Consider the following 25,032-nt stretch of genomic DNA (forward strand, 5'->3'; position numbering starts at 1 on the left):
GTCCATGACGGCTGCCGTTCCCGAAGCCACGACGCGGATTCCGGTCTCCGGTCCGTGGATCACCGAACGTGAAATTCGATACGTCACCGACGCCGTGACGCATGCGTGGTACAGCAATGCCGGCTGCTGGCATGAGCGGTTTGAAAAGGCGTTTGCAGTTCACCTCGGGGTTCCCTTTGCCACAGCGCTGCCCTCCTGCACCTCCGCGATCCACCTGTCGTTGGCGGCGCTCGGGATCGGACCGGGCGATGAGGTCATCGTACCGGACATCACCTGGATCGCCACGGTGGCTCCGGTGCACTACGTGGGGGCGACTCCGGTGTTTGCCGATGTGGATCCGGAAACCTGGGTGATCACCGCCGAAACACTGAAGGACTGCCTGACATCCCGATCCCGGGCGATCATCCCGGTGGATCTTTACGGCGGCATGCCGGACTACGAACCCCTGCTGCGGGTGGCCGCGGATCACGGATTGCCGGTCATTGAGGATGCGGCGGAGGCGGTGGGGTCTACGTACCAGGGCCGGCCGGCCGGGAGTCTGGGGGCAACGGGGGTGTTCAGCTTTCATGGATCCAAGACGCTGACGACCGGAGAAGGGGGTTTGCTGGGGACGCGGGATGAGGGCCTTTTCCGGCGCGTGCTGCACCTGCGGGACCATGGGCGGGAGCCCGGGGACCGCCACTTCTGCAACACCGCGGTAGGGTTCAAGTACAAAATGAGCGCGATGCAGGCTGCGCTTGGTCTGGCCCAGTTGGAACGGGTGGGCGACCTGGTGGCGCGCAAGCGCGAGATCTTTGGGTGGTACCGGGAGCGATTGGCCAACCTGCCAGGTGTTTCCCTGAACGTGGAGCCGGCCTACTGCCGGAACAGTTACTGGATGGTGACAGCGGTCTGGGAGCGGGAGGGGCGGCCCGGTCAACGGGAGGTTCAGGACGCATTGGAACGGCGGGGCATTGATTCCCGGCCGTTTTTTCATCCATTGAGCTCCCTCCCGGCCTACCGGGATCATCCGCAGGCGGTCCTTGCCCGGTCTCGCAACCGGGTGGCCCATGACCTGGACGGCCGGGCTCTGAACCTGCCCTCGGCTCTCAACCTGACCGAGGCGCAGGTGGATCGCGTGTGCCGGGAGTTTCGTGACGTGATTTCCCGGGGCGACAAGGGCGCATGAACGAACCGTTCTTTTCCGTTCTGCTGCCCACCCGAAACCGATCGGAGATTGTCCCGGGCGCAATCCAGAGCATTCTAGGGCAATCGTTCGACGACTTCGAGTTGGTGATCTCCGACAACGACGAGTCACCGGAGGCGACCCGGAATGCCGTGGCAGCGTTTCGGGATCCGCGCATCCGCTATTTCCGGACCTCCGGCGACCTGCCGATGCATGACAATTGGGAGCATGCACGGCGCCAGGCGCTCGGACGCTGGCTGCTGGTGGTTGAGGACAAGCAACGATTGACCCCGACCGCCCTGGCAACGCTTCACGGCATCTGCCGGGATCATCCCGGCTCCCTGGTCTCGTACCCGCCCGTCAACGCCTGTGCCGACCACCTTGCCGGCCCGTCGGGCGCGCCGGACGTCCAACGGTTTACTTGCGAGCAGGTGGTCGAGGAATTCTGCCGGTTCTCGCCGTTATTCTGGAACATCTTTCCCCGCGGGCTGACTTCGGCGACGCCCCGGGCAGTGATGGATGCCATCGCGTCATGCAGTCCCACGGGCATGGTCTTTTCGTGGGTCAACCCGGATTACGCGTACGGATTTCAGGCCCTGTCGCGGGCGCCAGACCTCTGGTTCGTGAATGAGGACATCATCTATGTGCCGCTTTCGGTGGGGCGCACCGGGCGGTATTCCAACGGTTTATCCGGAGCCCGGAAGGAGGCCCAGGCCCGCAAGTTCTTTGCGAGCCTGCCCGTACCGGAATCGGAGTTCCTCGGGGACGTTCCGGTGCCGACGCTTTGGCTGTGGGTGAACCCGGTGTTGTACGACTTCCGGAAATTTTACAGGCGTCCGGGACACACGCCGTCGGTGGACTGGATCGGCTACTTTGCCCAGTGCGGTCACATCATCCTGGTCGGCCGCGAATGGGGGGCGGACATGTCGGACGAAATCCGCCTGTGGTGGACTGCGTTGAAGCGTCGGGGTCCGATCTTTCTTTCCCGGGTGTTATTTCGGATCGGCATCCGGTCCGTGAAGGGACTTGCCGGTCGCTTAAAAAACCGCCTTCGTCACCGGGACCTCGGGCAGGCAGCATCATGAAATCTGAATCGAACATTATCAGCCGCAGAACCGGCGGCCTGGCAGGGACTGTGGCCCTGGTCGGGTTGGTCCTCTTCGGCCTTTGGCGCGAAAGCCTGATCCCATCGCAAATGGCTTTTTCCAACGATGCGCCCCTTGGCCTGATGACGGCGTATTCGGAATATCGGTGGGGCAATTTTCTCGGAGGGAGCTGGGTGCCATTGGTGTGGCTGGGAAGCCCGGCACTGCCCCTGCAGCCCTCGTTCACCAATCTACTGTACTTGGTTCTGGGGCCGATCCTTTTCGGAAAATTCGCCGCTCCGCTGTCCCTGCTGTTCCTTGGCGGGGCCGCCGCCGTTTTCGCCCGGGCCTGCGGATTCTCGCGTCCCGTGGCCGTTTTGGTGGCCTTGGCGGCCGCGTTGAACACCAACTTCGTCTCCCATGCCGGCTGGGGGCTCGGCGCCCGCGCCTCGACCCTGGCGTTCGTGTTCCTTGCGCTGGCGGCGTTGTCGGCTGCGGAGGGTCGTCGCTTCTGGGCGCGCGGGCTGCTGGCCGGCATTGCGGTGGGATTTGCCGTGATCGAGGGGGCGGATGTCGGGGCCATTTTCAGCCTATATGTCGCCGCGTACGCGCTGGTGACCGGGTGGCTGACGTCGAGCGAAGGCAGCAAGAGCTCGAGATGGATCCCGACCTTCGGACGTCTGGCGCTCGTCGCGGTGTGCGCGGGTTGGATCGCCTCCTATGTGTTGTCCACGCTGGTAGGAACCCAGATCCAGGGGGTTGCTGTCCTTGGGGAGACGCCGGCGGCGCGGCAGCAGCGCTGGGAGTTCATCACCGGTTGGAGCTTTCCCAAGCTGGAAGTGGTGCGGATCGCGGTCCCCGGGATCATGGGGTACCGGATGGATACCCCCGACGGGGGCGCGTACTGGGGGAACGTCGGTCAGGATGGGACTCCGCGCCTCCGGTTCAACGGCGGTGGCGAATACGCGGGCGTGCTGGTGCTGATCGTTGCCGGATGGGCCCTGGCCCGCGCCGCATCGCGATCCGGACGGCAGCCCTTCACGGATCGCGAGCGCCGTCTGATTGCGTTCTGGGGTGTGGTCTGCCTGGTTTCCCTGCTGCTGGCCTTTGGTCGGTTTGCCCCGTTCTACCGGCTGATCTACTCGCTGCCCTACCTCTCCACGATCCGGGTGCCGATGAAATTTCTGCACGTCATGCATCTGGGGTTGTTCGTGCTGTTCGCCTACGGGCTCCAGGGTTTATGGCGGTTGTATGTCGCGGTGCCCTCCGTGCGGCGCGGCGGCCTGATGGACCAGGTGGCGGGCTGGTGGCGGGACGCCCGTGGGTTCGACCGGACGTGGAGCCGCGCGCTGGCGGGGCTTGCAATCGGCGCGCTCGGAGTGGCGCTGGTGTATGCGGCCAGTCTGCCGGCCCTGGCCGCGCATATCGCGCATGCGGGTTTTCCCGGGAATGAAGGGCAGGGGATGGCGGGGTTCAGCGTGTTCGAGGTCGGGCTGTTCGCGGGTTTCGTCGTCCTGAATGCGACCCTTCTGGCCCTCGTGTGCTCCGGTCGCTTCAGCGGAGGCCGCGGCGCCATGGCCGCAGTGTTGCTTGGCGGGGTGCTGGTGGTGGACCTGGGCCGCGCCGCGGTACCATTCATTCAGCACTATGACTACCAGCGGCGCTATGCCTCGAACCCGGTGCTGGAATTCCTGGCGCGCCAGCCGTGGGAACAGCGGGTGACGGCGCGCTATTTCCCCGACATCCGGCAGACCCTGACGAGCCCGGACGATGGCACCTGGCCGGCCGTGCAGAACCAGTGGATGGAACAGCAGTTCCCCTACAGCACTCTTCATACGGCCGACATCTGGCAGATGCCCCGCATGCCGGAATGGGACGCCGAATACCTCCAAAAGTTTCGTCCCACGGCCCCGTCCGACCTGGGCCGCATCGGCCGCATGTGGCAGCTCGCGAACGTGCGCTACATCATCGCCGCCCGGGGCATGGTGGCGGAGCTCAACCGCTTGTTTGATCCCGAGCAGCAGCGGTTCAAGCCGGTTCTTGGGTTTGATCTCGCACCCAAGCCCGGTTCGCCCACCGACGGCCGGGTGGGCCTCGACGACATCACCGCGGTGGTGAACCCGTCCGGACAATACGCCGTGATCGAGAACGGCACGGCCCTTCCGCGGGCACGCCTGTTCAGCGGATGGGAGGTGTTGCCGGATTCCGATGCCGCCCTCAGACGGCTCGCGGATCCGGCATTCCGACCCGAGTCCACCGTGGTGCTGGCCGAGGCCCCGGTGTTGCCCGGGGGGGAGACCCTGAATGAATCGCCGGGCGGTGCGCCAGGTGAGGCGGTCATCACGGCATGGGCTCCCAAGCGGGTCACCCTCCGCACAATGGCCGCCCAGCCCGCCGTGCTGCTACTGAACGATCGGTGGGATTCTTCGTGGCAGGCCACGGTGGACGGGCAGGTGGTGCCGATTTTGAGGGCCAATTTTCTGATGCGCGGCGTCGCGGTGCCGGCGGGGGAGCATACGGTGGAGTTTCGCTACAAGCCGGACATGCGGATGCTTTGGGTCAGCCTGACTGCCATTGGCGTCGCCCTCGGCGTGGGTGTTTGGCTCGTTGTCGGTCTGCCTCCCGGCGCCGCGGGAAAGGAGCCGGAGGCGGAAACGCCTCCATTGGACCCCGACCTCCAATCCCGCAAATCTCCAACGCCTGTCGCCCGTGGGGCGCAGACCCGACGTTGAGCTGACGTGGTATCCCGCCTCACCTCAGGGCGGTCCAAACCTTCCGCGGGAAGTGCGGCAGAGCCCGGACCACTTCGCGCAGCATTCGGGGAGACATCTGGGAGGGAACCGTGGCCCGGACATAGGCGCGTGGATGCACCAGGTCCGTCGGCCAGGGGCGGGCCTCGGCCTGGGCCTCCGGAAAATCGCCCAGCCGGTCCCGCCGGACGAATGCGAAGAGATTCTGCACATACCACCAGGCAACGGCGGCATCGCCCCAGAGTTGCGGACGCAGACAGTCGAGCACCGCGAACCCCTCGGCTTCGAATCGCGGGATCCAGTAGCTGGGCCACTGCTCATTGACGTGGTGCGTTCCGCCCTGTCCGGGCACGGCGGCCGAGAACAAAACCACATCTCCGAGGCGGCAGAGGTCTGCGACCAGGCCCTCGGCCCGGGATCCGGGAAGGTGTTCGGCGACCTCGAGGCAGCTCACCAGGTCGAAGCGTCGGTCCAGGGCGAGCGGTTGGCAGAGGTCGCGCCGGAGAAACCGGTCCGCGGGAATCTTGAGCTGGTCCGCGCGCACATAGGGGCCGTCAATTCCCGTCACTTCGCACCCCGCTTCGAGATACTCCCGGGCCCAGGCGCCGGCGCCGCAGCCGACGTCCACGACGCTTCGCGCGGGAAACAATCGGAGGATTTTCGGGACGACCGTCTGGGCCGAGGCGGCTGAATCCTCCTGGAGGCCGTCGTAGTAGCGGGATGAGTAGGTCAGGGCCATGAGGAAATCGGCAGGGCAATGGTGGTTGGACCGAAGTTCTGATTTCCAGCGGGAACCCGCGGACTTCACGGAAACAGGCCGCGCATCTTCTTCGCCTCCCAGACGCGGCCGATCCCAAGACCCAACGCGGCCGCTCGCATGGAAATGTTCTCGCGGCGTGATCGTTGGAGGGTTTGACCAAACGCCGTCTCCAGAATGCGAAACAGCCGGTCCATGACCTCGCCCTCGCCCCAGAAAAACGACTGGAGCCCCTGAACCCATTCGAAGTAGCTGACCACAACGCCCCCGGCGTTGCAGAGGATGTCCGGGATCACAAAGACTTCATCGCGGGCTTCGAGGATGGCGTCCGCCTCGGGCGTGGTGGGACCGTTGGCCCCCTCGGCGAGGATCCGGCAGCGGAGGCGTCCGGCATTGACCTGGGTGATCTGCCGCTCCATCGCCGCTGGCACGAGAACGTCGCAGGACAGCTCCAGCAGGTCGGCATTGGAAATCGTCTCGGCCTCCGGATACCCCGCGAGGGTTCCGTGCGCCTGGGCCCAGGCATCCACATGCGGCATGTCGAGCCCCCGCGCATGATACACGCCGCCGTTGGCGTCGCTCACCGCAAGGATGCGCAGTCCCTGGCGCGACAGGGAGTGGGCGGCGACGGCGCCGACGTTGCCATAGCCCTGAACGACCGCACTGCCTCCGGACGCCTGGATCCCAAGGGTGTCCATGGCCCGGCCGGCGAGGTACGCCACGCCGCGTCCTGTGGCTTCCCGACGGCCCAGCGAGCCCCCGATGCCCACCGGCTTCCCGGTGACCACCCCCGGCACTGAATGGCCGGCATGGACCGAGAACGTGTCCATCATCCAGGCCATCGTTTGCTCATTGGTGCCCATGTCGGGGGCCGGGATGTCCACGTGCGGTCCGATGAAGCCCACCAATTCCTGGGTGAACCGACGGGTCAGGCGCTCCAGCTCGGAGGCCGACAGGCGGCGGGGATCCACCGTGACGCCACCCTTGGCGCCGCCGTAGGGCAGGCCCGCGAGCGCGCATTTCCAGCTCATCCACATGGCCAGCGCCGCCACCTCGCCGAGGGACACTTCGGGGTGGTAGCGCATCCCTCCCTTGGTGGGGCCAAGGGTCATGTGATGTTGCACCCGAAATCCGGAAAAGACGCGCAGATCCCCGCCATCCATGCGCACCGGTACCGCGACCACGAGGGATCTCTTGGGGACCTTGAGGTGTTCTCGTTCGGCCTGCGGGATCTCCAACCGGTCGGCGACCCCGTCGAACTGACGGCAGGCCATGTCGTAGGTGGGGTCGGAATACAGGCTGCCGGAAAGCGCTTCCATCGGCGGCCAAGGAAGCCACAACCGCGATCGGACGCAATCCCGGGTCCCTCGTCCCCGTGTCCAGAGCTTCACCACCGGGTGATGTCGAGGGTACGAGGCTCCGCCGAGCCGTTGATCTGTCATTCGTTCGGAACCGGAGAGGGCGCCTGGATCCAAGGAATTGGAACTCAGGCGTTTTGCGGGAAAAGTGGCGGGAGTGGCGGGGCTCGAACCCGGTTTGCACCGGTGCGGGAATCGTCGTCAGTGTGCGTGAAATCCGCGGATCTACCGGACGATCCTGCTGTTGTGGTGAATGAGAGATAGCACGGTCACCACGCACCCAAGCGAAGAAAAACGACGAAACTCTGTCAGGAATTGTCAGGAACGCATGGCCGCTCAGCGAACCTCCTCCGCAATCCTTGGAGGCGCAGTTTCGGCGGAGCGAACGGGGGGGAAGGTGGAGGCGATGGCGTTCGGTCCAACCATCGTCAAGCCTTGGGCTCGAATCGGACGACGTCGGCAAACCGGTCAAAGTCCCGGTCAAAGGAAGCGACCGGCAGTTTCGATTCAACGGCGCACGCCGCGAGATAAGCATCAACCAGGTGAACTCCGGTTTTCTTGACCCGTTCCAGCGCGTCCAGCAACCGGTCTCTTTCCGCAAGGCGGACGCTCGAACGCTGGACGAACTCCAGCAACAACTCCGCAACCTGTTTTCTGGGTTTCTTGAAAAACGATTCGAGAGTGAAGGCGGTCTCGGCAAGCACCAGCGGTGAGAGCTCCAGGAGAACGTCGCCGCGTTCGGCACTCTCCATGAGGCCCGAGGCCGCCGCGAACATTGGAGCCGGCTCTCCGGTGAAGAACCGGAGCAGAATGTTCGAGTCGAGGTGATAGTGCGGGACACTCATCAACGATTGGATTTACCTGATTCCGCGACCCACGCCGCAGTCGCCGCCTCGGTTTCCTCCCGGATGCTGGTGAAGGGCACCTGGGATTTCAGGGAGCCCGCCAATTCCATGACGCTGGGCATCGGCCGTACGATGGCCGAACCGTCTTTGCGGACTTCCCAAACCAGGCGTTGCCGGGGAGCGATGCCGAGGGCTTCGCGGATCTCCTGTGGAACAGTCGTCTGTCCCTTGTCCGTAACCGTGGAGATTGACATGCGTTTACATTACTACGAATGAATGCATTACCGCAATAGCCGCCTTACCAATCATCCGGTAAGGCCGTTTTCTGGCCTTCTGGGGTGTATTCCGTCGTGGACCGGAACAGGCTGAAGCCCGCACTGCGAGCAAGCAGGGTAGGGAGAATGCGCCTCCTCCCGCCAGCGGCTCCGGCCCTTGGAAATCGGCGAAAGCCGAGTGTCCATTGGGTCCAACCCCGGCTTGAGGCTTCCCCACGCATCGGCCAGCAGCTTTCCGATCGGGGACAGGGCGGGGCGGACTTCCTCCTGCTGCCGGTTCCGGGTCAGGACGACAGTTCGAGCCAGCTTGTCGAGGAAGGGCAGGGAGATGTCTGAGGAGTGGATGCGAACGGTGAAGGCCCCGCAGCGGATGAAAATCGGGCGGGTTCCGCGAGGAGCAGAACGTCTCCGGTGTGCCTCACTTGCGAGATCCGGACTCGACTGCGTTTCCACACGCAATCCTTCACAAATCGCACCCGAAAAATTGGGGCCTTCCTCGTAAGTGCTTGCGGGAGATGGCGGGAGTGGCGGGGCTCGAACCCGTAACCTCTGCCGTGACAGGGCAGCGCTCTGACCAATTGAGCTACACCCCCGCAAAACGAAGGGCTGTCGTTGTACGCGTCAACAGCCATGGGTCAACTCCGATTTCCTGAGAAATTGCCGGAGTGGGGTTCCAGGAAAGAACGCCCGCGCAGGGACAGGAATGACCGGAGAGCCCGGGCCGCGGACGCCAAGGAGGTGGGAGTGGGGGACCCCGCGGAAGAAACGTTTCGCAGCCCGGACGAGAAAACCGTACGAAGCGGGTGGAGGCCTGTCAAAGCGAGAGGGATCGTCCCGGAGAAAAATTAGCGCCCAACATGCCCGGGATCGGGGACGTGTTCGCCCCCGACACCCGCGGGAGCCTGACTACCGGGCGTGGACGCAGGACCGGACGGTGCGGCCTTGGGGCCGCCCCGGATCTCCAGGTGCAGATCGCGAAGTTGCCGGGCGGTCACGGGAGCCGGGGACGCCGTCATCAGATCCACGCCCTTGGCCGTCTTGGGGAACGCGATGACGTCGCGAATGCTGTGGCTGCCACACAACAGCGCAATGAGGCGGTCGAACCCGAGCGCGATTCCGCCATGCGGTGGCGCCCCGAACTTGAAGGCCTCCAGCAGGTAACCGAAGCGCAGCTGGGTCTCCTCGGGCGGGATGCCGAGCACGTCCTCAAACACCGTCTTCTGTACCGCGGGCTGATGGATCCGGATGGATCCGCCGCCCAGTTCCACACCGTTGACCACGATGTCGTAGTGCTGGCCACGGACCTTTTTGGGATCGGACGTGAGCAGCGGGATGTCCTCCGGCACGGGGGCGGTGAAGGGATGGTGACTGGAGTACCAGCGATTGAGTTCCCGGTCGAAACCCAGCAATGGAAAGTCCACCACCCACAGGAAATCAAACCGGTTGGCGGGAATCTCCAGACGTCCCTGCGTCCGCAGCACGTCGGCGCAATACAGCCGGATTCGGCCCAGAATTTCGCAGGCGTTGAGCCACTGGTCGGCGGCAAACAGGATCAGGTCACCTTCCCGGATCTCCAGCCGTGCGGTCAGGGCCGCCTTCTCGGCCTCGGAGAAGAACTTCACAATGGGCGATTTCCACTCACCGTTCTCGACCTTGATGAAGGCCAGTCCCTTGGCGCCGAAGCCCTTGGCGTACTCGGTCATCGTCTCGATCTGCCCCTGGGTGGCGCTGGCGAGGCCCCGGGCGTTGAGGGCCTTGACCACGCCCCCGGACGCCACCGCTCCTGAGAACACCTTGAACGCCGAGGTGCGAAAGTCCTCGGTGAAGTCGGCGAGTTCCATTCCAAACCGGGTGTCCGGCTTGTCCACTCCCCAGCGGTTGAGCGCCTCCTCGAACGAGAATCTGGGGAAGGGCGTCGGGATCTCGAGGCCGAGTGCGGTCTGCCAGACCCGCTTCAGGAGTCCTTCGATCAGGGAGTACAGGTCCTCCCGCTCAATGAAGGACATTTCGAGGTCCAGCTGGGTGAACTCGGGCTGACGGTCCGCCCGCAGATCCTCATCGCGATAGCAGCGGGCCAGCTGGAAGTAGCGCTCGATGCCGCCGACCATCAGCACCTGTTTGAACTGCTGCGGCGACTGCGGCAGGGCGTAGAATGATCCGGCCTCCCTGCGGTTCGGCACGAGAAACTCCCGGGCACCCTCCGGTGTGGACTTGAAGAGCGTGGGGGTTTCGACCTCCAGGAAGCCTTGATCGTCCAGGTATTGGCGCAACGCCATCGCCACTCGGGAACGGAGGCGCAGGTTGCGATACATTTCGGGACGGCGCAGATCCAGGTAGCGGTATTGCAGCCGGAGTTCCTCGTTCACCTTGCCGGCGACCTCCGGGTCGTCCACGGGAAACGGCAGCACGGCGGACGGATTCAGCACGGTGAGCCCCTGAGCCAGCACTTCGACCCGTCCGGTCGCGATGCGGGGATTGTCGGTGCCGTCGGGACGCACCCGCACCCGCCCGGAGATTTCCACGACGGATTCGGCATGCAGATGGGTGGCCGTTTCGAACAGTTCGGCCGGAAGATCGGCGGGATCGAACACCGTCTGGGTGCGGCCCTCGCGGTCGCGCAGGTCGAGGAAGAGGACGCCACCGAGGTCGCGGCGCGAGTGGACCCAGCCCACGAGGATGACGGGCTGGCCGGCATGTTCGGGCCGGAGTTCGTTGCAGTGATGGGTGCGTTTCATTGCGGCGTGGCGGCAGGTTCCCCGGTGAGGGCACCGCCAAACGGAAGCCGCATAGTGCGAATCCGAGGCGCTTCGGACAATGGAAATGGCGTCCGCCGGCGGGACGCCTCCACGCGCGGGCGCTTGCCGGGGGGGCCGGCCTCCCGGCAGGCTGGGCCGGTGCTGACGTCTCGATGGATCCCCGCCGCGGTTCCCGATTCCCAAAGTGTGCTGGTGGTGCTGCACGGGCTTGGGGATTCGATGGACGGATGGCAATGGCTGCCTGCCGCACTGGGCCTTCCGGATCTCAATTACCTGCTGGTGAACGCCCCGGACTCCTATCACGGAGGTTTTGCCTGGTATGACCTCGAGGGAGACTCCGGCCCTGGTGTGCTGCGCAGCCGGCGGTTGCTGATGGACCTGCTGGAGACCCGGGAGGCGGCGGGGTTCCCGGCCGCGTCCATGGCGCTGCTGGGGTTCTCACAGGGTTGCGTCATGACCGTGGACGCGGGATTCCGGTACCCGCGCCGGTTGGCCGGTCTCGTGGGAATCAGCGGCTACGTCTGGGACCCGGGGTCGCTGCTTCGGGAACGGTCTTCGGCGTCTGCGTCGTCGCGGATGCTGTTCACCCACGGGACGCAGGATCCGTTGATCCCCTGTGGCGAGGTGCGCGACCAGGTGGCGGCGCTCCGTGCCGCCGGCTTGGACATTGAGTGGCGCGAATTCCACAAGGCCCACACGGTGGCCGGGGAGGCGGAACTGTCGGTGATCCGGGGGTTCCTCCGGTCCTGTTTCCAGGAGGCCGTGCCCCGGGCTTCGCCTCCGGGGATTGATTCCCCGCAACCTGCTGACGGGCCGACACTCCCGCTTTGACAACCGTGAACGGATCCGCTTGTTTTCCCCGCCCATGATTCGTCTGAAGTCCTTCCGGCGCCATCTGGCGTCTTCGGCGATGCTGCTGCTGACGGCCGGGTCGTTGTCTGCCGCCCCGTTCATCACCGGATTTGCGCCGGATTTTGGTCCACCGGGCACCCAGGTAACGATCGTTGGGAGGGATCTCCGCCCGACCCTCGCCGCTCCCCGGATTCTTTTTGGCAACGTGGAAGCCACGCTGTTGAGTGCGAACAATACGCGGATCGTCGCCATCGCCCCGGCGCAGGTCCCCATTGGTCCCATCACGGTGTTCAATGCCGCCGGGCAGTACACGACCCCGTTTTTCTTCTATGCACCCCCGCGGATTGAGGATTTTGGCACCCGGATTGTCGGCAGCATTGGGGACACGCCGATTTTCGAGAAACCGGTGGTCGGCACCCCGGGCTCGACCCTGACGATCCTCGGCGGGAACTTTTTCGTGCCTGGATTTCCAGGAATTCAGGTGCGGATTGGCAATGACCTGATCCAGGCGACCGCCACCGCTGAAAACCAGATCCTGGCGACCATTCCCCCGATCGTTCAGACCGGGCACCTGTCGGTGCGCACCAGCGTCGGCGGCACGACCAACCTCGCCGACTACATCTATGGCAATCCGCGCATCGAGGCCTTCACGCCGCGTGCGGCGGCCGGGGACACCATCGCGCTGATGGGTCTGAATTTCCTGGTGTCCCAGCCGGGCCAGTTGCAGCTGCGGATCGGCGGGGCGCTGGTGACGCAGTTTGAGGTGGTCTCCAACACCAACCTGAACGCCGTGGTGCCCCTCACCGCCGCGACGGGGCCCCTCTCCCTGACGGCGCCCGGGGGCAGCTTCATCACGACCACGAACTTCACGTTGTTGCCCAGGGTGACGACGTTTTCGCCGAATTTTGGCCCGCCGGGCACCGTGGTGACGCTCGTTGGCAGCGGACTGACGGGAACCCAGCGGATTCTGTTTGGGAACACGGCCGCAACGACGATCACCAACCTCAGCAGCGCCCAGGTGACCGCCGTGGTGCCCGCGGGTGTATCCACCGGCCCGATTACGCTGATCACGGCCGGTGGGACCAACGTGACGGAGGCGCTCTTTTTCGCGCCGCCGCAGGTCAGCGGGTTCACCCCGTCCAGCGGCCCCTCGGGCACGGTGGTCACCGTGTCGGGAGCGAACCTGGGCGGGGCCACGGCCGTGCAGTTGAACAGCATCCCGGTCCCGCAGTTCACGGTGCTCGACAACAGCCGCATCCAGTTCCCGGTGCCGGCGGGCGCGGCTTCCGGGCGGATCGCGGTGGTGACGCCGGGCGGCACCAGTCAGTCGGCGGGCACCTTTACGGTGGCCGGGCTGCAACCGGTAATCAGCACCTTTGCGCCGCGGTCGGGTCCGGTCGGCACCCGCGTGACGCTCATCGGATCCAATCTGGGCACGGTCACCCGGGTCGCGTTCAACGGCGTCCCCTCCGAGTACACCATCCAGTCCGCCGCCTCCATCGAGGCCACGGTGCCGGCGGGAGCCACCACCGGCCGCATCCGGGTGACCAATCCGGAAGGATCCGCCGAGACGGGCGAGAACTTCTTTGTGGGCAGCAGTACGGATTTGCGGGTCACCTTTGGCGCCACTCCGAATCCTGCGGTGGCCTTTGGGACGGTCACGTTCAATGTGCTGGTCGTGAACAATGGGCCACTGCCGGCTGCCGCCACGACCGTCGAGGTGGAGCTGCCGACGGGATTTGCCTTCCTGGAGGCGGTGAGCGCTTTCCCATTCCAGGTGAGCGGGCAGCGCGTTGTCTTCAACCGCGGCACAGTGGAGCCGCAGGAGTTTTTCAGCGGGCTGGTGCGGGCCAATGCCGGCGAGCCGCACGCAAACCGGGTCGCCGTCGCCCGGGCGTCGTCCACCACGCCCGAGTCGGTTCCAGGGGACAACGAGCGCCAGGTCACCCTGACCGTCTCCCCGCCGGTGCTGCGGATCGAACTGCTCGACCCCGCGGCGGCGCTGCTGTCCTGGCCCGCGGCTGCCGAGGGCGCCTATGTGCTCCGGGCCGCGGCGGCCTTGGGGGCACCCTGGGTTCCCGTGCCCGGAACTCCGGAGAACGATGGCGCCACGCTGCAGCTGGAAATTCCGCTGACCGGGTCCGCGCAGTATTTCGAGCTCGACCGGCCGTGAGGCTGTGGGTCCTTGAGGTGCCCGGAGTCGGTGTTTCGGGAGGGCTTCGGAGCGGGTGCGCAATTCATTGATCTCACGGGGTTGAGAGATGCGACGCCCTGCGGCGTCGTTGGCGTCCCGGCCAACGGCGTGCTGCTCGGTGAAACCCCGCCCCACCAGGCTTCGTTCCGGGGGGCTGCGCTCTTCCCTTTCCGCCTTCCAGGATTCCTTCAAACACCGGGAGACGGCGCGGAGCATGACGACGCCGTTTTTGCATCGCGCCCACCGGGGCGTTCGGGCTATGGGGATCCCGCACGTGCCGCCCTCTTGAATCTTCCGAACCAGCTCACCGTTTCCCGCTTCGCCCTCACCGCCGTGTTTCTGGTGGCGATGTTTGTGGCGTTCCCCGGTCATCAGACGGCGGCGCTTCTCCTGTTCAGTGCCGCGGGACTGACGGATTATCTTGATGGCCGGATCGCCCGGGAACGCCGGTTGATCACGGATTTCGGCACGCTCATGGACCCGCTGGCGGACAAGATCCTGACCTGCTCGGCATTCATCGCCTTTGTGGGCCGGGATCTGATGCCCGCCTGGATGGTGGTGCTGATCGTGGCCAGGGAACTGGCGATCACGGGTTTGCGCCTGTTGGCCGCCCACAAGCGGGTCGTCCTCGCCGCCGAGCGCTTTGGCAAGCACAAGACCATTTCACAGATCGTCGCCATCATCGCCGTCCTGCTGGTCGCCGCCGTGCCGACCTGGGGGCGGTTTGGGGACTTCCTGCTGGGCATCCCGATTGCCGGCAGCTCCTGGCTGGGCTGGACCGCGAAGATTTCGCAGTGGGTGGCGGTGGTCCTGACGGCCTTCAGCGGCCTGGTCTATCTGTGGCGCAACCGACGGCTCTATCTGGACGACCTGTGACCCCGCAAGGAAAACACTCGATGGTTGACCGCATCGTGGTCTTCGTGGCCGAGGGATTCGGCTCGGGATGGATCCGTCCGGGCCCCGGTACCTGGGGCAGCCTCGTGGGCCTGGCCTGGCTGGTGTTGCTGCTGCGTGCGTCCCATCCGGCGGTCTGGGCGCTGGGCACGTTTGCCGGCCTGGCGCTCGCAGTGCCCCTGTGCGGCCGCGCCGAAACGGTGCTGAACGTCCGGGACCCCGGCAGCGTGGTGCTGGACGAAATCGCCGCCGTGCCTTTGCTGTGGCTTGGAGTGCTGCTCACTCCCGGCGGATATGTGTTTTCGGGCGCCGTCAGCTCCCTGGCGATTCTGATGGCCCATTTTCCCGAACTGGCCGCCGGATTGGTGGCGTTCCGGGTGCTCGACATCGCCAAGCCGGGACCGATCCGTCGGGTTCAACGACTTCCGCGAGGGGTGGGCATCGTGGCGGATGATGTTCTGGCCGGGCTCGGGGCGGCGATGGTTGCGGGGGCCGTGGCCTGGATGCGTTGGAGTTGACCAATTTGCGGGCCGCCGCTCCCGGGGTCGCACGAATCCGCTGGGCGGGCCGCGTTCCGCGGGTAGACTTCCGGCAACTTCTCCCGCTGCGATGCACTCCCGACGGCTTCACGCTCTTCTCCTTGCCGGCATGGTCTGTGCCGGGCCCGACCTTCCCGCGCGCCCCGACGCGACGGCGGTGGACCTGCAACCCTTCACCGCGCAAGTCCGACGCCTCGTCGAGGCGACTGATGCACTGGGGACGCCGTTGGCCTCCCAGGACCTCGAGCGGATCGAGGCGCTGATGGCGTCGCCCGGGCCGGATACGGTGCGTTGGATCGAGGCGGTGTTGGATCCGCATTGCCTGTTGCACGTGCAGATCAATCCAGAGATGCGGGTGAAGGTGACCAACGGGGTTGCGGTGCCGGAATTGATCGAAGGCGGGTGGCGCACCTTCCTGATCAAGGTCCACAACGAGGCCGGCACCACGGCCCGGTTGCAGGTGACCAGCCCCAATAGCCGGACCGCTTTCAACTCGCCCGCATCCGAGGTGACCCGTCGGTGGATGGACGCCGTGATGCACGAGCGTCCACCGGTGTCCCCCACCCTGACCGGCCTGCCCATTGAGTACCGGATCCTGCAGGTGTACAGCCGGGACTCCGGGCAGCGGCAGGCCGCCTTCTCCTTCAACGCGGGGCAGGGGACCCAGGACCTCGGGTTCCGGGCGGAGACCGATGTGCTGTTCCGATGCCTGCCCGCGCGCGAGGTAACGCTGCGGATCCTGGATGAACACGGCGCGCCGACGACTGGTTCGCTGCGAATCACCGATGCGCAGGGGCGTGTCCATCCGTCGCCGGGACGCCGCCTTGCCCCGGATTTCTTTTTCCATCCTCAGATCTACCGCAACGACAACGAGGTCCTGCGGCTGCCGGACGGGAAATACCGGGTGGAGTTCCAGCGCGGCCCGGAATCGCTGCCGGAACGGACCGAAAAGACGGTCGGGGAGGGGCCCAACCGCTGGGAATTCCAAGTGGTGCGATGGGTGGATCCGGCGGCCACCGGATGGTGGTCTGGGGATCATCACATCCACGCTGCGGGCTGCGCCCACTACACCAATCCCACCGAGGGGGTTCATGCACCGGACATGATGCGGCACTGCTTGGGCGAGGATCTGAAGGTCGGAGCCAACCTCACCTGGGGGCCGTGCTTCGATTACCAGAAGCAGTTCTTCACGGGCACGACCGATCCGGTGTCCCAGCACCCCTATTTGCTCCATTACGATATCGAGGTCTCCGGGTTCGGCTCCCATCAGAGCGGTCACCTGTGCCTGTTGCGCCTGCGCGAGCAGATTTATCCCGGCGGGGACTCCATGGACCACTGGCCCAAACTGGGACTGAACACCCTGCGCTGGGCCCGACGTCAGGGGGCCCTTTGCGGACCGGCCCATAGCGGCTGGGGCCTGCAGGTGGACACCGCCGAACTGCCCAATTTCATTGTGCCGCCGTTCGACGGCATCGGGGCCAATGAGTACATCGTGGATGTCACCCATGAGGTGCCGGGTCCGGACGGCACCCCGGTGCCGGCGGTGGATTTCATCTCCACGGTGGACACGCCGCATGTCTGGGAGCTCAACATCTGGTATCACACGCTCAACTGCGGATTCCGCACCCGGATCAGCGGCGAGACGGATTTTCCCTGCATCTACGGCGACCGGGTCGGCCTGGGTCGCAGCTATGTCAAGCTCGACGGCCGCCTCGACTACCCTGCCTGGTGCGAGGGGATCCGGTCCGGACGCAACTACGTGAGCGACGGGCGCAGTCATCTGATGGACTTTGCGGTGAACGGCACGCCCATGGGGGTGGGGGACAGCGAGGTGCGGCTGGATCGCCCGGGCAACGTCCGGGTCACCGCCCGTGTGGCCGCGCGGCTGGATGAGACGCCGCGACCGGAGGTCAAGGCACGGCCTTATGCGGAGAAGCCCTACTGGGACATCGAGCGGGCGCGGATAGACGGGACCCGCAGCGTCCCCGTGGAGGTGCTGGTCAACGGATGGCCGGTGGCCCGCACCGAGTTTGTGGCGGACGGCGCCACTCGCAATGTGGACTTTGAGGTGCCGATTGAGCGCAGCAGTTGGGTGGCGGTGCGCATTCTTCCAAGCGCCCATACCAATCCGGTCTGGGTTCTCGTGGATGGCAGACCGGTCCGCGCGTCCCGCCGGAGCGCCGACTGGTGCCTGAAGGGTGTGGACCAGTGCTGGTCGCAGAAGGAGCGGTTTTTCGCGGAGCCCGAGCGGGCCCAGGCGCGGGCGGACTACGAACATGCCCGGCAGACCTATCGCCGCATCCTGGCGGAGATGGAGGTGGAGTGAGGACCGCGGGTCGTCACTGAACGGAACCGGACGCGGACTCCGCCGTTGCCGCACGAAGGTGTCCCGTTCCGGCGAACGCGGGCGTTCCTTCGGCTGCCGGCGGAAACCTGCCGCCGTTCCGGTTCATCCCTTGATTCCGCGGGATGGCCATGAGACACCGTTGGCAGGTTCTTCCTCGAAACCATGAAGCTGTCGTTCTGTCTTCGCCTGCTGGCGGGCGTGGTCCTGCTGGGGACCTCCCTGCGTGCGCAACCGGTGACGTTCACGCTCGATCCCGGGCGCAGTGTGGTGACGCTTTCCGGGGTCGTCGCAGGAGCCCAGATTCTGGAACAGGGCCCCGGGAGCCTGACCACGACCGTTGGTGGCTCCGTGATGGTCGAGATATCCGGGAACGAACTGCGCTTTCCGGGCGGCAGCCGGGTGAGCCCGGAAGAGAGCGAGTCCTGGCAGCCGGGGCCGGAGGGTGTGGAGGGTTCCGCGCCAGCGAGCTATGGGGGACGGGCGCAGATCGGCTCCGGCCTCTTTTCGGTGTCGGCCGTCGCGGCGACCCGGCGGATCTCCTTTGATGTCTTCAGCGGCGTGCTGCCTTTGGAGGGCGAGAATTTCAATGCAGACGGGCTGCTCTTCCAGTTTGTGGAGACCAACAATCCGGTACTCGACTACCGGCTGACCGGGCTGATCAACCGTCGGGCGGGCCGGGTGCTCGCCGGGTTGGCCACGAACTCGGTCACCGGGAATTCGACTCTGGTGACGGAGGGGACGGCGCAGATCCTGACGCTTGAGGTGGAGGCAACGTACGTCTTTGAGCTCCTGAACCCGGAGGATTCCTCGCTGACCCTGACCGGCCGTTTGGTGGCCACCCGTGTCCCAACAGACGCACCACCGGAGATCACGATGGATCCGGTGCCTCCCGGGGCGACGTCCATGACGCTCACCTGGCCCGAAGGATTCGCCCTGGAAAAAGCGGCTCAACTGGTGCCGCCGGGATGGTTGGATACCGGCGCCTCATCGCCGGCCGTCATCCCGTTTGCTGGTGATGGCGAGTATTTCCGACTGGTGCCCCGGTAGGCACCGGTGACCTGGCGCTTTGGCCGACCAACCTGTGGACTGCCACAGGTTGGTCGGGGCGGGTTTAGCCGCGCTCCACTTCAATCCCGCTGCGCTCGGGAAAACGTTTCCGAGGATCGCGGGAAGCACCTGCGCATTGGAGCTTCCCCCCGTTCCCCGCAACGATCCCACACGCCCGGCGGGGGAAGTCACGGACACGGTGGAACGTGTCCCTACCACCTGGGAATTGGCGGCGAAATGATTGACCGTGCTCCCCCGTGTCCGTGCCTCCAGCAGACCTTGCGTTTGATTGGAGGGATCGCAAGATGCCTCCATGTCCCGCGGGTTTGGAGTTTTCGCCGTTCGGGCGGCTGGCCGCTGCCTCCAGGGCCGGCGCGCCTTCACCCTGATCGAACTGCTGGTGGTGATCGCGATCATCGCCATCCTCGCCGGAATGCTGCTGCCAGCCCTCGCAAAGTCGAAGACCAAGGCGCACGGCATCGCCTGCCTCAACAACCTCAAGCAGCTCAACCTGGCTTGGGCCATGTACGCCGACGACAACCGCGACCGCCTCGTGCCCAACGGGACCGGAGCGCAAATCGGCTGGATCGAGGGCTGGCTGCAGACCCCGCAGGACGCGACAAATGTCAACCTGCTCCGGGCGCCCAGAGGCATGCTTTGGAACTACAATCAGGCCCTGGGCATCTACAAATGCCCCGCCGACCGGAGCACGGCGCGGATCGGTGGTCGCAACCTGCCTCGAGTCCGCAGCATTTCGATGAACGGGAACATGAACGGCGACAGCTGGTACACGGCCGAAATCGCCCGAAGCCATTTCACGTTCCGCCGGTACTCCGACATCGTCCGGCCGTCGCCCTCCGAGGCCTTCGTCTTCCTCGACGAGCATCCTGACGGCATTGATGACGGCTACTTCCTCGTGTTCGTGAACCGGCGTCACCTCTGGGGCAACATGCCGGCCAATTACCATAATGGCGCGTGCGGCTTTTCGTTTGCCGATGGCCATGCGGAGATCCGCAGATGGGTGGACGCAGACTCGTTGTCGAAGAAGATCGTGGCCAATCCGCGCGGCCCGCGGGACGTTCCCTGGATCCAGGTGCGGGCATCGGCGCCCTTGGATCCCGCGGCACCCTGGCCGCCCTGAAGGCCACCACGGAGGGGTGAATTTGCCGGCCGATCCGGCCGTCCGAACGGCGGCGGATGGTGACCACACGGCTACTCAGAAATCTCGCTCGACGGTGGGTGCTCGCCGCGGTCCTTCCGGTCTGCGGCCTGGCGGACGACTTTCAGGATGCCGTCCGCCCGCTGCTCCAGCAGCACTGTCTCGAATGCCACCGCGGGGGCAGGGCCAAGGGAGGGGTCAATCTCGCGCCGTTCACCAACACCGCCTCGCTCCACCTCAATCCCAAGCTGTGGGAGACCGTCGTCCGTCAGGTTGAGGAGCGTGCGATGCCGCCGCGCGACGAGGACCAGCCTTCCGAGGAGGAGCGCCTGCGGCTTCGCGACACCCTCAACGAGTTGCTGAACAACCCGGATCCGCGCCTCCTGCCCAGGGATCCCGGAGCGCCGGTGGTCCGACGGTTGAACCGCACCGAGTACAATCACACCGTTCGCGACCTGCTCGGAGTCACCAACCGTCCTGCCGACCGGTTTCCGGCGGATGGGGGCGGGGGAGCCGGATTCGACAACAATGCCGACACGCTCTTCGTGCCGCCGATCCTGATGGAGCAGTACCTTGAGGCGGCCGAGGAGGTGCTGCTCGCGGCCGACCTCCGGTCGCTTGGATTCGCAGCACCGGCGTGGTTCCGCTCCGACCGCGAAACCGCAGCCCGCAACCTGGCCGCATTCGGACGCCGGGCGTTTCGCCGTCCTGTAACCGCCGACGAGGTGGAGCGTTGGGTCGGCCTGTACGCCGACGCCCGGGCGTCGGGTCTCTCCTTTGATCTGGCGACCAGGGCGGCCTGCAAGGCGATCCTGGTGTCGCCGCATTTCCTGTTCCGGATCGAGCGGGAACAGCCAGGGGATACTCCGTGGCGTCTGAGCGACCTCGAGGTGGCCTCGCGGCTCAGCTATTTCCTTTGGTCGGCGCCGCCGGACGAACCGCTGCTGTCGCTGGCGGAGCAGGGACGCCTGTCGGATCCCGCGGTGCATGAAGCGCAGGTGCGGCGGATGTTGCGGGATCCCCGATCGGCCGCGCTGGCCGAGCAGTTCACCAGTCAATGGCTGGGCACGCGCACCCTGCACACGACGGCGCAGCCGGACCGGGGGCGTTTCCCCGAGTTCTCGGAGTCCCTCCGGGATGCCATGGCTGCCGAACCGGTGGCCTTCGTGGCGGCGTTGATCCGTGGGAACGGAAGCCTGCGGGATCTGCTCGACGCGGATTACACCTTCGCCAATGCCGAACTGGCCCGGCTGTACGGCATCAACGGCGTGAACTCCGAGGCCCTCGTCCGCGTTTCGCTTCCCGACCGGACCCGCGGTGGCATTACCGGTATGGCGGCGGTGCTGACCCAGACCAGCTACCCGCTGCGGACGAGTCCGGTGCTGCGCGGCAAATGGATCCTCGAAGAGGTGCTGGGGACGCCCCCGCCCCCGCCCCCGCCCTTGGTGGCCACGTTGCCGGCGGATGACCGGGTGCGCGAAGGATTGACTTTCCGCCAGCGTCTGGAGGCCCACCGGGACAAGCCCAATTGTGCCTCCTGCCATGCGCGGCTGGATCCCATCGGATTCGCCCTGGAGAACTTCGATCCCATCGGGCGCTGGCGAAACGAGGTGGATGGAGCCCCTGTGGATGCCGGCGGGGTGCTTCCCGGGGGCGAGTCGGTTGAGGGCCCCGTTCAGCTCAAGGAGGCGCTGCTGGCCCGCAAGCCCCTGTTTCTCCGGCATGTGGCCGAGAAGCTCCTCGGCTATGCCCTTGGGCGCGGCCTGGAATACTACGATATCCCGACCGTGAAGGAGTTGGTGCGAGCCACGGCAGCTGACGGGGACCGACTCAACACGCTGATCCTGGAGATCACCCGGTCCTATCCGTTTCTTTACCGCCGCGGCGAGTCCGTCGCGACCCCCTCCACGGAATGATGTCGTTCAGGAGTTCCTCACGATTGCGTCGCCGTGGCTGTCGCTGTGCCTTGCCGGTCCGGACCGTTCCGCACTACCTTCCACGAAAATCCCCATGAGTGCCGACCTTCATCCGATCTCGCGCCGGACCTTGCTGAAGGGTCTCGGAGTTTCGATGACCCTCCCCTGGCTGGAGGCCATGCGACCAGGCCGCCTGCTCGGGGGTCCCCTGGGCGCGGACGCCGGCGCCAGCGCGCCGCCGGTGCGGTTTGCGGCCCTGTACATGGCCAATGGGGCGCTGATGGACCCCTGGCGGCCCAAGGGGTTGGGACGTGAGTTCGAGCTGTCGCCCACGCTGGAGCCCCTGGCACCCTTCCGGGACGATTTGCTGGTGCTCTCGAACTTGTGGCATCGCGCGGCGAACACCGGCGACGGCCACTACGTGAAGACCGGTGCCTGGCTTACCGGGACCACCATCACCCGAACGACCGGTAGCAACCTGTGTGCCGGCAACGTCTCGGCGGATCAGATGATGGCCCGTGCGGTCGGGAATTTTACGCCGTTGCCCTCGCTGGAACTGGGGATCGAACCGGTCTCCACCGGAGTGGACGTCAACGTGGGCTTTACGCGCCTCTATGGCTCGCACATCTCATGGGCTACGCCCACGGCACCGCTGGCCAAGGAGATCAATCCGCAACTGGCGTTTGACCGGCTGTTCCGGTCCCGGGCGGCGCGGCGCGGCGGTCTTCTCGGGCGGGACGACAGTGTCCTGGACCTCGTGGCCGAGGACGCCCGCCGCCTCCAGCGCGAGGTCGGCCACGCCGACCGGCAGAAGCTGAACGAGTACTTTGAGAGTGTCCGCTCGGTCGAGCGGCGCATCGCTTTTGACCGGCGGCGCAAGCGCGAGGAGTACCTTGAGGATCCATCCGTCCGGGCAGAGGTGGAACGTTTGGGTCGGGCGGTGGACCTGTACGGCGATCCGGCGCGTGTCAGCGAGCGGCGCGACAACCACACGGAACAGGTCCGGCTCATGTTGGACATCCTGGCGCTGGCGTTTTGGACCGATGCCACCCGGGTGGGCACGTTCATGTTCGGGAACTCGGTGAGCGGGCGGAATTTTTCCTTCCTGGAGCCCGGGCTGGGTTCGCATCACGAGAACAGCCATCACGAGGGCAAGGACGACAAGAAGGCGCGTTACCAGAAGATCAACCGGTGGCATGTGGAGCAGTACGTGTATTTCCTCGAGCGGCTTCGCGGATACCGCGAGGGCGACGGGACGCTGCTGGACCGCTCCATGATCCTGTTCGGAGCCGGCATGAGTGATGGCAATGCACACAGTCCGCACGACCTGCCGCTGGTTCTGGCCGGGCGGGGCGGGGGGACGCTGTCGCCCGGACGCCACATCCGCTATGCCAAGGACCATCCCATGGCCGACCTTCATGTCTCCCTGATGCGTCGGATGGGGGTGTCCGTGGATCGGTGGGCCGACGCGTCCGGCGAACTGCCCGGACTCGACGATGCACAGTTTGCCGGGCCGGTCGGGTAGGTCGCGATTCCCCGGTCGCAGTTCCCGCAACGTTCCATCAATCCAGGCTTGCCGGCAGCCCCAGGATGGGTGCCCATGAATGGGTCTCCGCCCCCGGTCGTCTTCCGGGGACGAATTGCCGTCGAGCTTCACCGACAGACATCTGCCGTTTTCCCTCCATGAAACTCCGATTCCTGATTCCGGCCCTCATCATGGCCGGCATGCTCACCGCCTCGGCCGCCCCAAAGAAGGTGATTCTGGTCACCGCCACCAAGGGCTTCCGCCATTCCTCCATTCCGACCGCTGAAAATGTCATCACCACGCTCGGGCGCGCCAGCGGCGCCTTTGAGGTCGTGGACGTTGTCCGCGGCGGACCCAACGGGACCGACGATGCCGAGGTTCGGGAGAAGTTGACCCTGGAGCGCTTGAACGCGGTGGATGGCGTCATCTTTGCCAATACCACGGGTGATCTGGACCTGCCGGACCGGGAAGGATTTCTCAAGTGGATCGAGGCGGGGCACGGGTTCATTGGCATGCATTCGTGTTCGGACACGTTTCACGGGTTTCCCCCGTTCATTGAGATGCTTGGCGGCGAGTTTTTGACGCACGATGCGCAGGTGGGGATCTCCGCGGTGAACCAGGACCCGCAGCATCCGGCGACCCGATACCTGGGCCCCAATTACGACATTTTCGACGAGATCTACATCTTCAAGAACTTTGACCGGAGCAAGGTGCGCGGACTGCTTGGGCTGGATGCCCATCCGAATTACAAGTTTCCCGGGGATTACCCGGTGGCCTGGTGCCGTGACTACGGCCGCGGCCGGGTGTTCTACACCTCGCTGGGACACCGGGAGGACGTGTGGACCAGCGCCGCCTACCAGTGGCACATCCTCGGCGCCATCGAATGGGCGTTGGGACTGGCGCACGCGGATGCGAAACCGCAGGAGACGCAACCCGGGCTGACCCACGCGGAGAAGCGCGACGGGTTTCGTCCGCTCTTCGACGGGAAGTCCCTGGACGGCTGGAAGCTGCGCAACCCCAACGGAGTTCCGAGCTGGTTGGTCGAGAACGGCCTGTTGATCAACCGGTTGGAGCACACCAAGGACAAGGTGACCGGACACGGCACCGACCTGGTCAGCACGGAAACGTTCCGCGATTTCATCGTGCGGTACGATTATCTGATCCCGCCCGGCGCCAATTCCGGCTTCTACCTGCGTGGACGTCACGAAATCCAGATTTTTGATGACTATGGCAGGAAGCCGGAGCTGGGTGGCAACGGTGCCATCTACAACGTGGCTCCGGCGGCGCTGATGGCCTCGCGGAAGCCCGGCGAGTGGCAGAACGTCGAGGCGACGATCATTGACAACAAGATCACGGTGGTCCTGAACGGGGTGACCATCCACGACGGCGTCGTCTGCGACCGGGGCACGGGCAGCCATCTGGATGACAACGTGAACGAGCCGGGCCCGATCCTGCTCCAGGGTGACCACGGCGAGGTCGCGTTCCGGAACATCCGGATCAAGCCGTTGAACTGAAACCCTGCCCGTGTTCACGGGGCCGACGGCAAACGTGTCGCTTGGTTTTCGATC

The 25,032-nt window shown here is 65.6% G+C and carries 18 protein-coding genes and 1 tRNA gene; 13 read left to right on the forward strand and 6 right to left on the reverse strand.

The genetic code is table 11. From position 1 onward, the window contains the following. The first annotated feature begins 4 nt into the window (after nt 1-4). From KF791_13345 to KF791_13355, 3 genes are read left to right on the forward strand one after another with little or no spacing between them, the layout of a single operon-like run. A complete protein-coding gene (locus KF791_13345; GenBank protein ID MBX3733567.1) occupies nt 5-1,168 on the forward strand; it encodes a DegT/DnrJ/EryC1/StrS family aminotransferase in 1,164 nt (387 codons plus the stop codon). Then, complete coding sequence (locus tag KF791_13350; GenBank protein ID MBX3733568.1) at nt 1,165-2,250, forward strand: glycosyltransferase; 1,086 nt, start codon at nt 1,165-1,167, stop codon at nt 2,248-2,250. Before KF791_13345 ends, KF791_13350 begins: the two co-directional genes overlap by 4 nt. Beyond that, nucleotides 2,247-4,982, forward strand: coding sequence for a hypothetical protein (locus KF791_13355; GenBank protein ID MBX3733569.1), 2,736 nt, complete (start codon nt 2,247-2,249; stop codon nt 4,980-4,982). Before KF791_13350 ends, KF791_13355 begins: the two co-directional genes overlap by 4 nt. Before the next feature lie 19 nt (nt 4,983-5,001). Here the strand turns inward: KF791_13355 and KF791_13360 are convergent, their stop codons facing one another. From KF791_13360 to aspS, 6 genes are all read right to left on the reverse strand, one after another. Next, a complete protein-coding gene (locus KF791_13360; protein ID MBX3733570.1) occupies nt 5,002-5,739 on the reverse strand; it encodes a class I SAM-dependent methyltransferase in 738 nt (245 codons plus the stop codon). Between the two features lie 65 nt (nt 5,740-5,804). Continuing rightward, the gene (locus tag KF791_13365) at nt 5,805-7,031 is read right to left on the reverse strand and encodes a Glu/Leu/Phe/Val dehydrogenase (GenBank protein ID MBX3733571.1); all 1,227 of its coding nucleotides are present in this window, start codon (nt 7,029-7,031) and stop codon (nt 5,805-5,807) included. Nucleotides 7,032-7,543: 512 nt separating this feature from the next. Beyond that, nucleotides 7,544-7,960 carry a PIN domain-containing protein gene (locus KF791_13370; protein MBX3733572.1) on the reverse strand — a complete coding sequence of 139 codons (417 nt, stop codon included), beginning with the start codon at nt 7,958-7,960 and terminating at the stop codon, nt 7,544-7,546. Beyond that, complete coding sequence (locus KF791_13375) at nt 7,960-8,214, reverse strand: AbrB/MazE/SpoVT family DNA-binding domain-containing protein (protein MBX3733573.1); 255 nt, start codon at nt 8,212-8,214, stop codon at nt 7,960-7,962. The genes KF791_13370 and KF791_13375 overlap by 1 nt, the downstream gene beginning before the upstream one ends. A gap of 537 nt (nt 8,215-8,751) precedes the next feature. Further along, nucleotides 8,752-8,828 (reverse strand) — tRNA-Asp (locus tag KF791_13380). A gap of 252 nt (nt 8,829-9,080) precedes the next feature. After that, nucleotides 9,081-10,970 (reverse strand): aspartate--tRNA ligase, encoded by a 1,890-nt coding sequence (gene aspS, locus KF791_13385; GenBank protein MBX3733574.1) that lies wholly within the window; start codon nt 10,968-10,970, stop codon nt 9,081-9,083. A gap of 159 nt (nt 10,971-11,129) precedes the next feature. On the opposite strand from aspS, the gene KF791_13390 reads away from it, so the two are divergent. From KF791_13390 to KF791_13435, 10 genes are all read left to right on the forward strand, one after another. Then, entirely contained in the window at nt 11,130-11,822 is a 693-nt protein-coding gene (locus KF791_13390) for a serine esterase (protein ID MBX3733575.1), read from the forward strand. A 34-nt stretch (nt 11,823-11,856) separates the two neighbouring features. Beyond that, complete coding sequence (locus KF791_13395; protein MBX3733576.1) at nt 11,857-14,016, forward strand: IPT/TIG domain-containing protein; 2,160 nt, start codon at nt 11,857-11,859, stop codon at nt 14,014-14,016. Nucleotides 14,017-14,322: 306 nt separating this feature from the next. Then, on the forward strand, nt 14,323-14,913 hold the full coding sequence (gene pgsA, locus KF791_13400) for a CDP-diacylglycerol--glycerol-3-phosphate 3-phosphatidyltransferase (GenBank protein MBX3733577.1): 591 nt from the start codon (nt 14,323-14,325) through the stop codon (nt 14,911-14,913). Between the two features lie 20 nt (nt 14,914-14,933). Beyond that, nucleotides 14,934-15,449, forward strand: a complete 516-nt coding sequence (locus KF791_13405; protein ID MBX3733578.1) for a phosphatidylglycerophosphatase A — start codon at nt 14,934-14,936, stop codon at nt 15,447-15,449. Between the two features lie 91 nt (nt 15,450-15,540). Next, nucleotides 15,541-17,796 carry a CehA/McbA family metallohydrolase gene (locus tag KF791_13410; GenBank protein MBX3733579.1) on the forward strand — a complete coding sequence of 752 codons (2,256 nt, stop codon included), beginning with the start codon at nt 15,541-15,543 and terminating at the stop codon, nt 17,794-17,796. 183 nt (nt 17,797-17,979) lie between these two features. Then, complete coding sequence (locus KF791_13415) at nt 17,980-18,864, forward strand: hypothetical protein (GenBank protein ID MBX3733580.1); 885 nt, start codon at nt 17,980-17,982, stop codon at nt 18,862-18,864. 313 nt (nt 18,865-19,177) lie between these two features. Beyond that, nucleotides 19,178-20,005, forward strand: a complete 828-nt coding sequence (locus KF791_13420) for a type II secretion system protein (GenBank protein ID MBX3733581.1) — start codon at nt 19,178-19,180, stop codon at nt 20,003-20,005. A 98-nt stretch (nt 20,006-20,103) separates the two neighbouring features. Then, nucleotides 20,104-21,939, forward strand: coding sequence for a DUF1592 domain-containing protein (locus KF791_13425; protein MBX3733582.1), 1,836 nt, complete (start codon nt 20,104-20,106; stop codon nt 21,937-21,939). Between the two features lie 94 nt (nt 21,940-22,033). Then, a complete protein-coding gene (locus tag KF791_13430; protein ID MBX3733583.1) occupies nt 22,034-23,464 on the forward strand; it encodes a DUF1552 domain-containing protein in 1,431 nt (476 codons plus the stop codon). Nucleotides 23,465-23,622: 158 nt separating this feature from the next. Then, nucleotides 23,623-24,978 (forward strand): ThuA domain-containing protein, encoded by a 1,356-nt coding sequence (locus KF791_13435; protein MBX3733584.1) that lies wholly within the window; start codon nt 23,623-23,625, stop codon nt 24,976-24,978. The last annotated feature ends 54 nt before the right edge of the window (nt 24,979-25,032 follow it).

This window comes from Verrucomicrobiia bacterium (assembly GCA_019634635.1).
Classification (GTDB): Bacteria; Verrucomicrobiota; Verrucomicrobiia; order Limisphaerales; family UBA9464; genus UBA9464.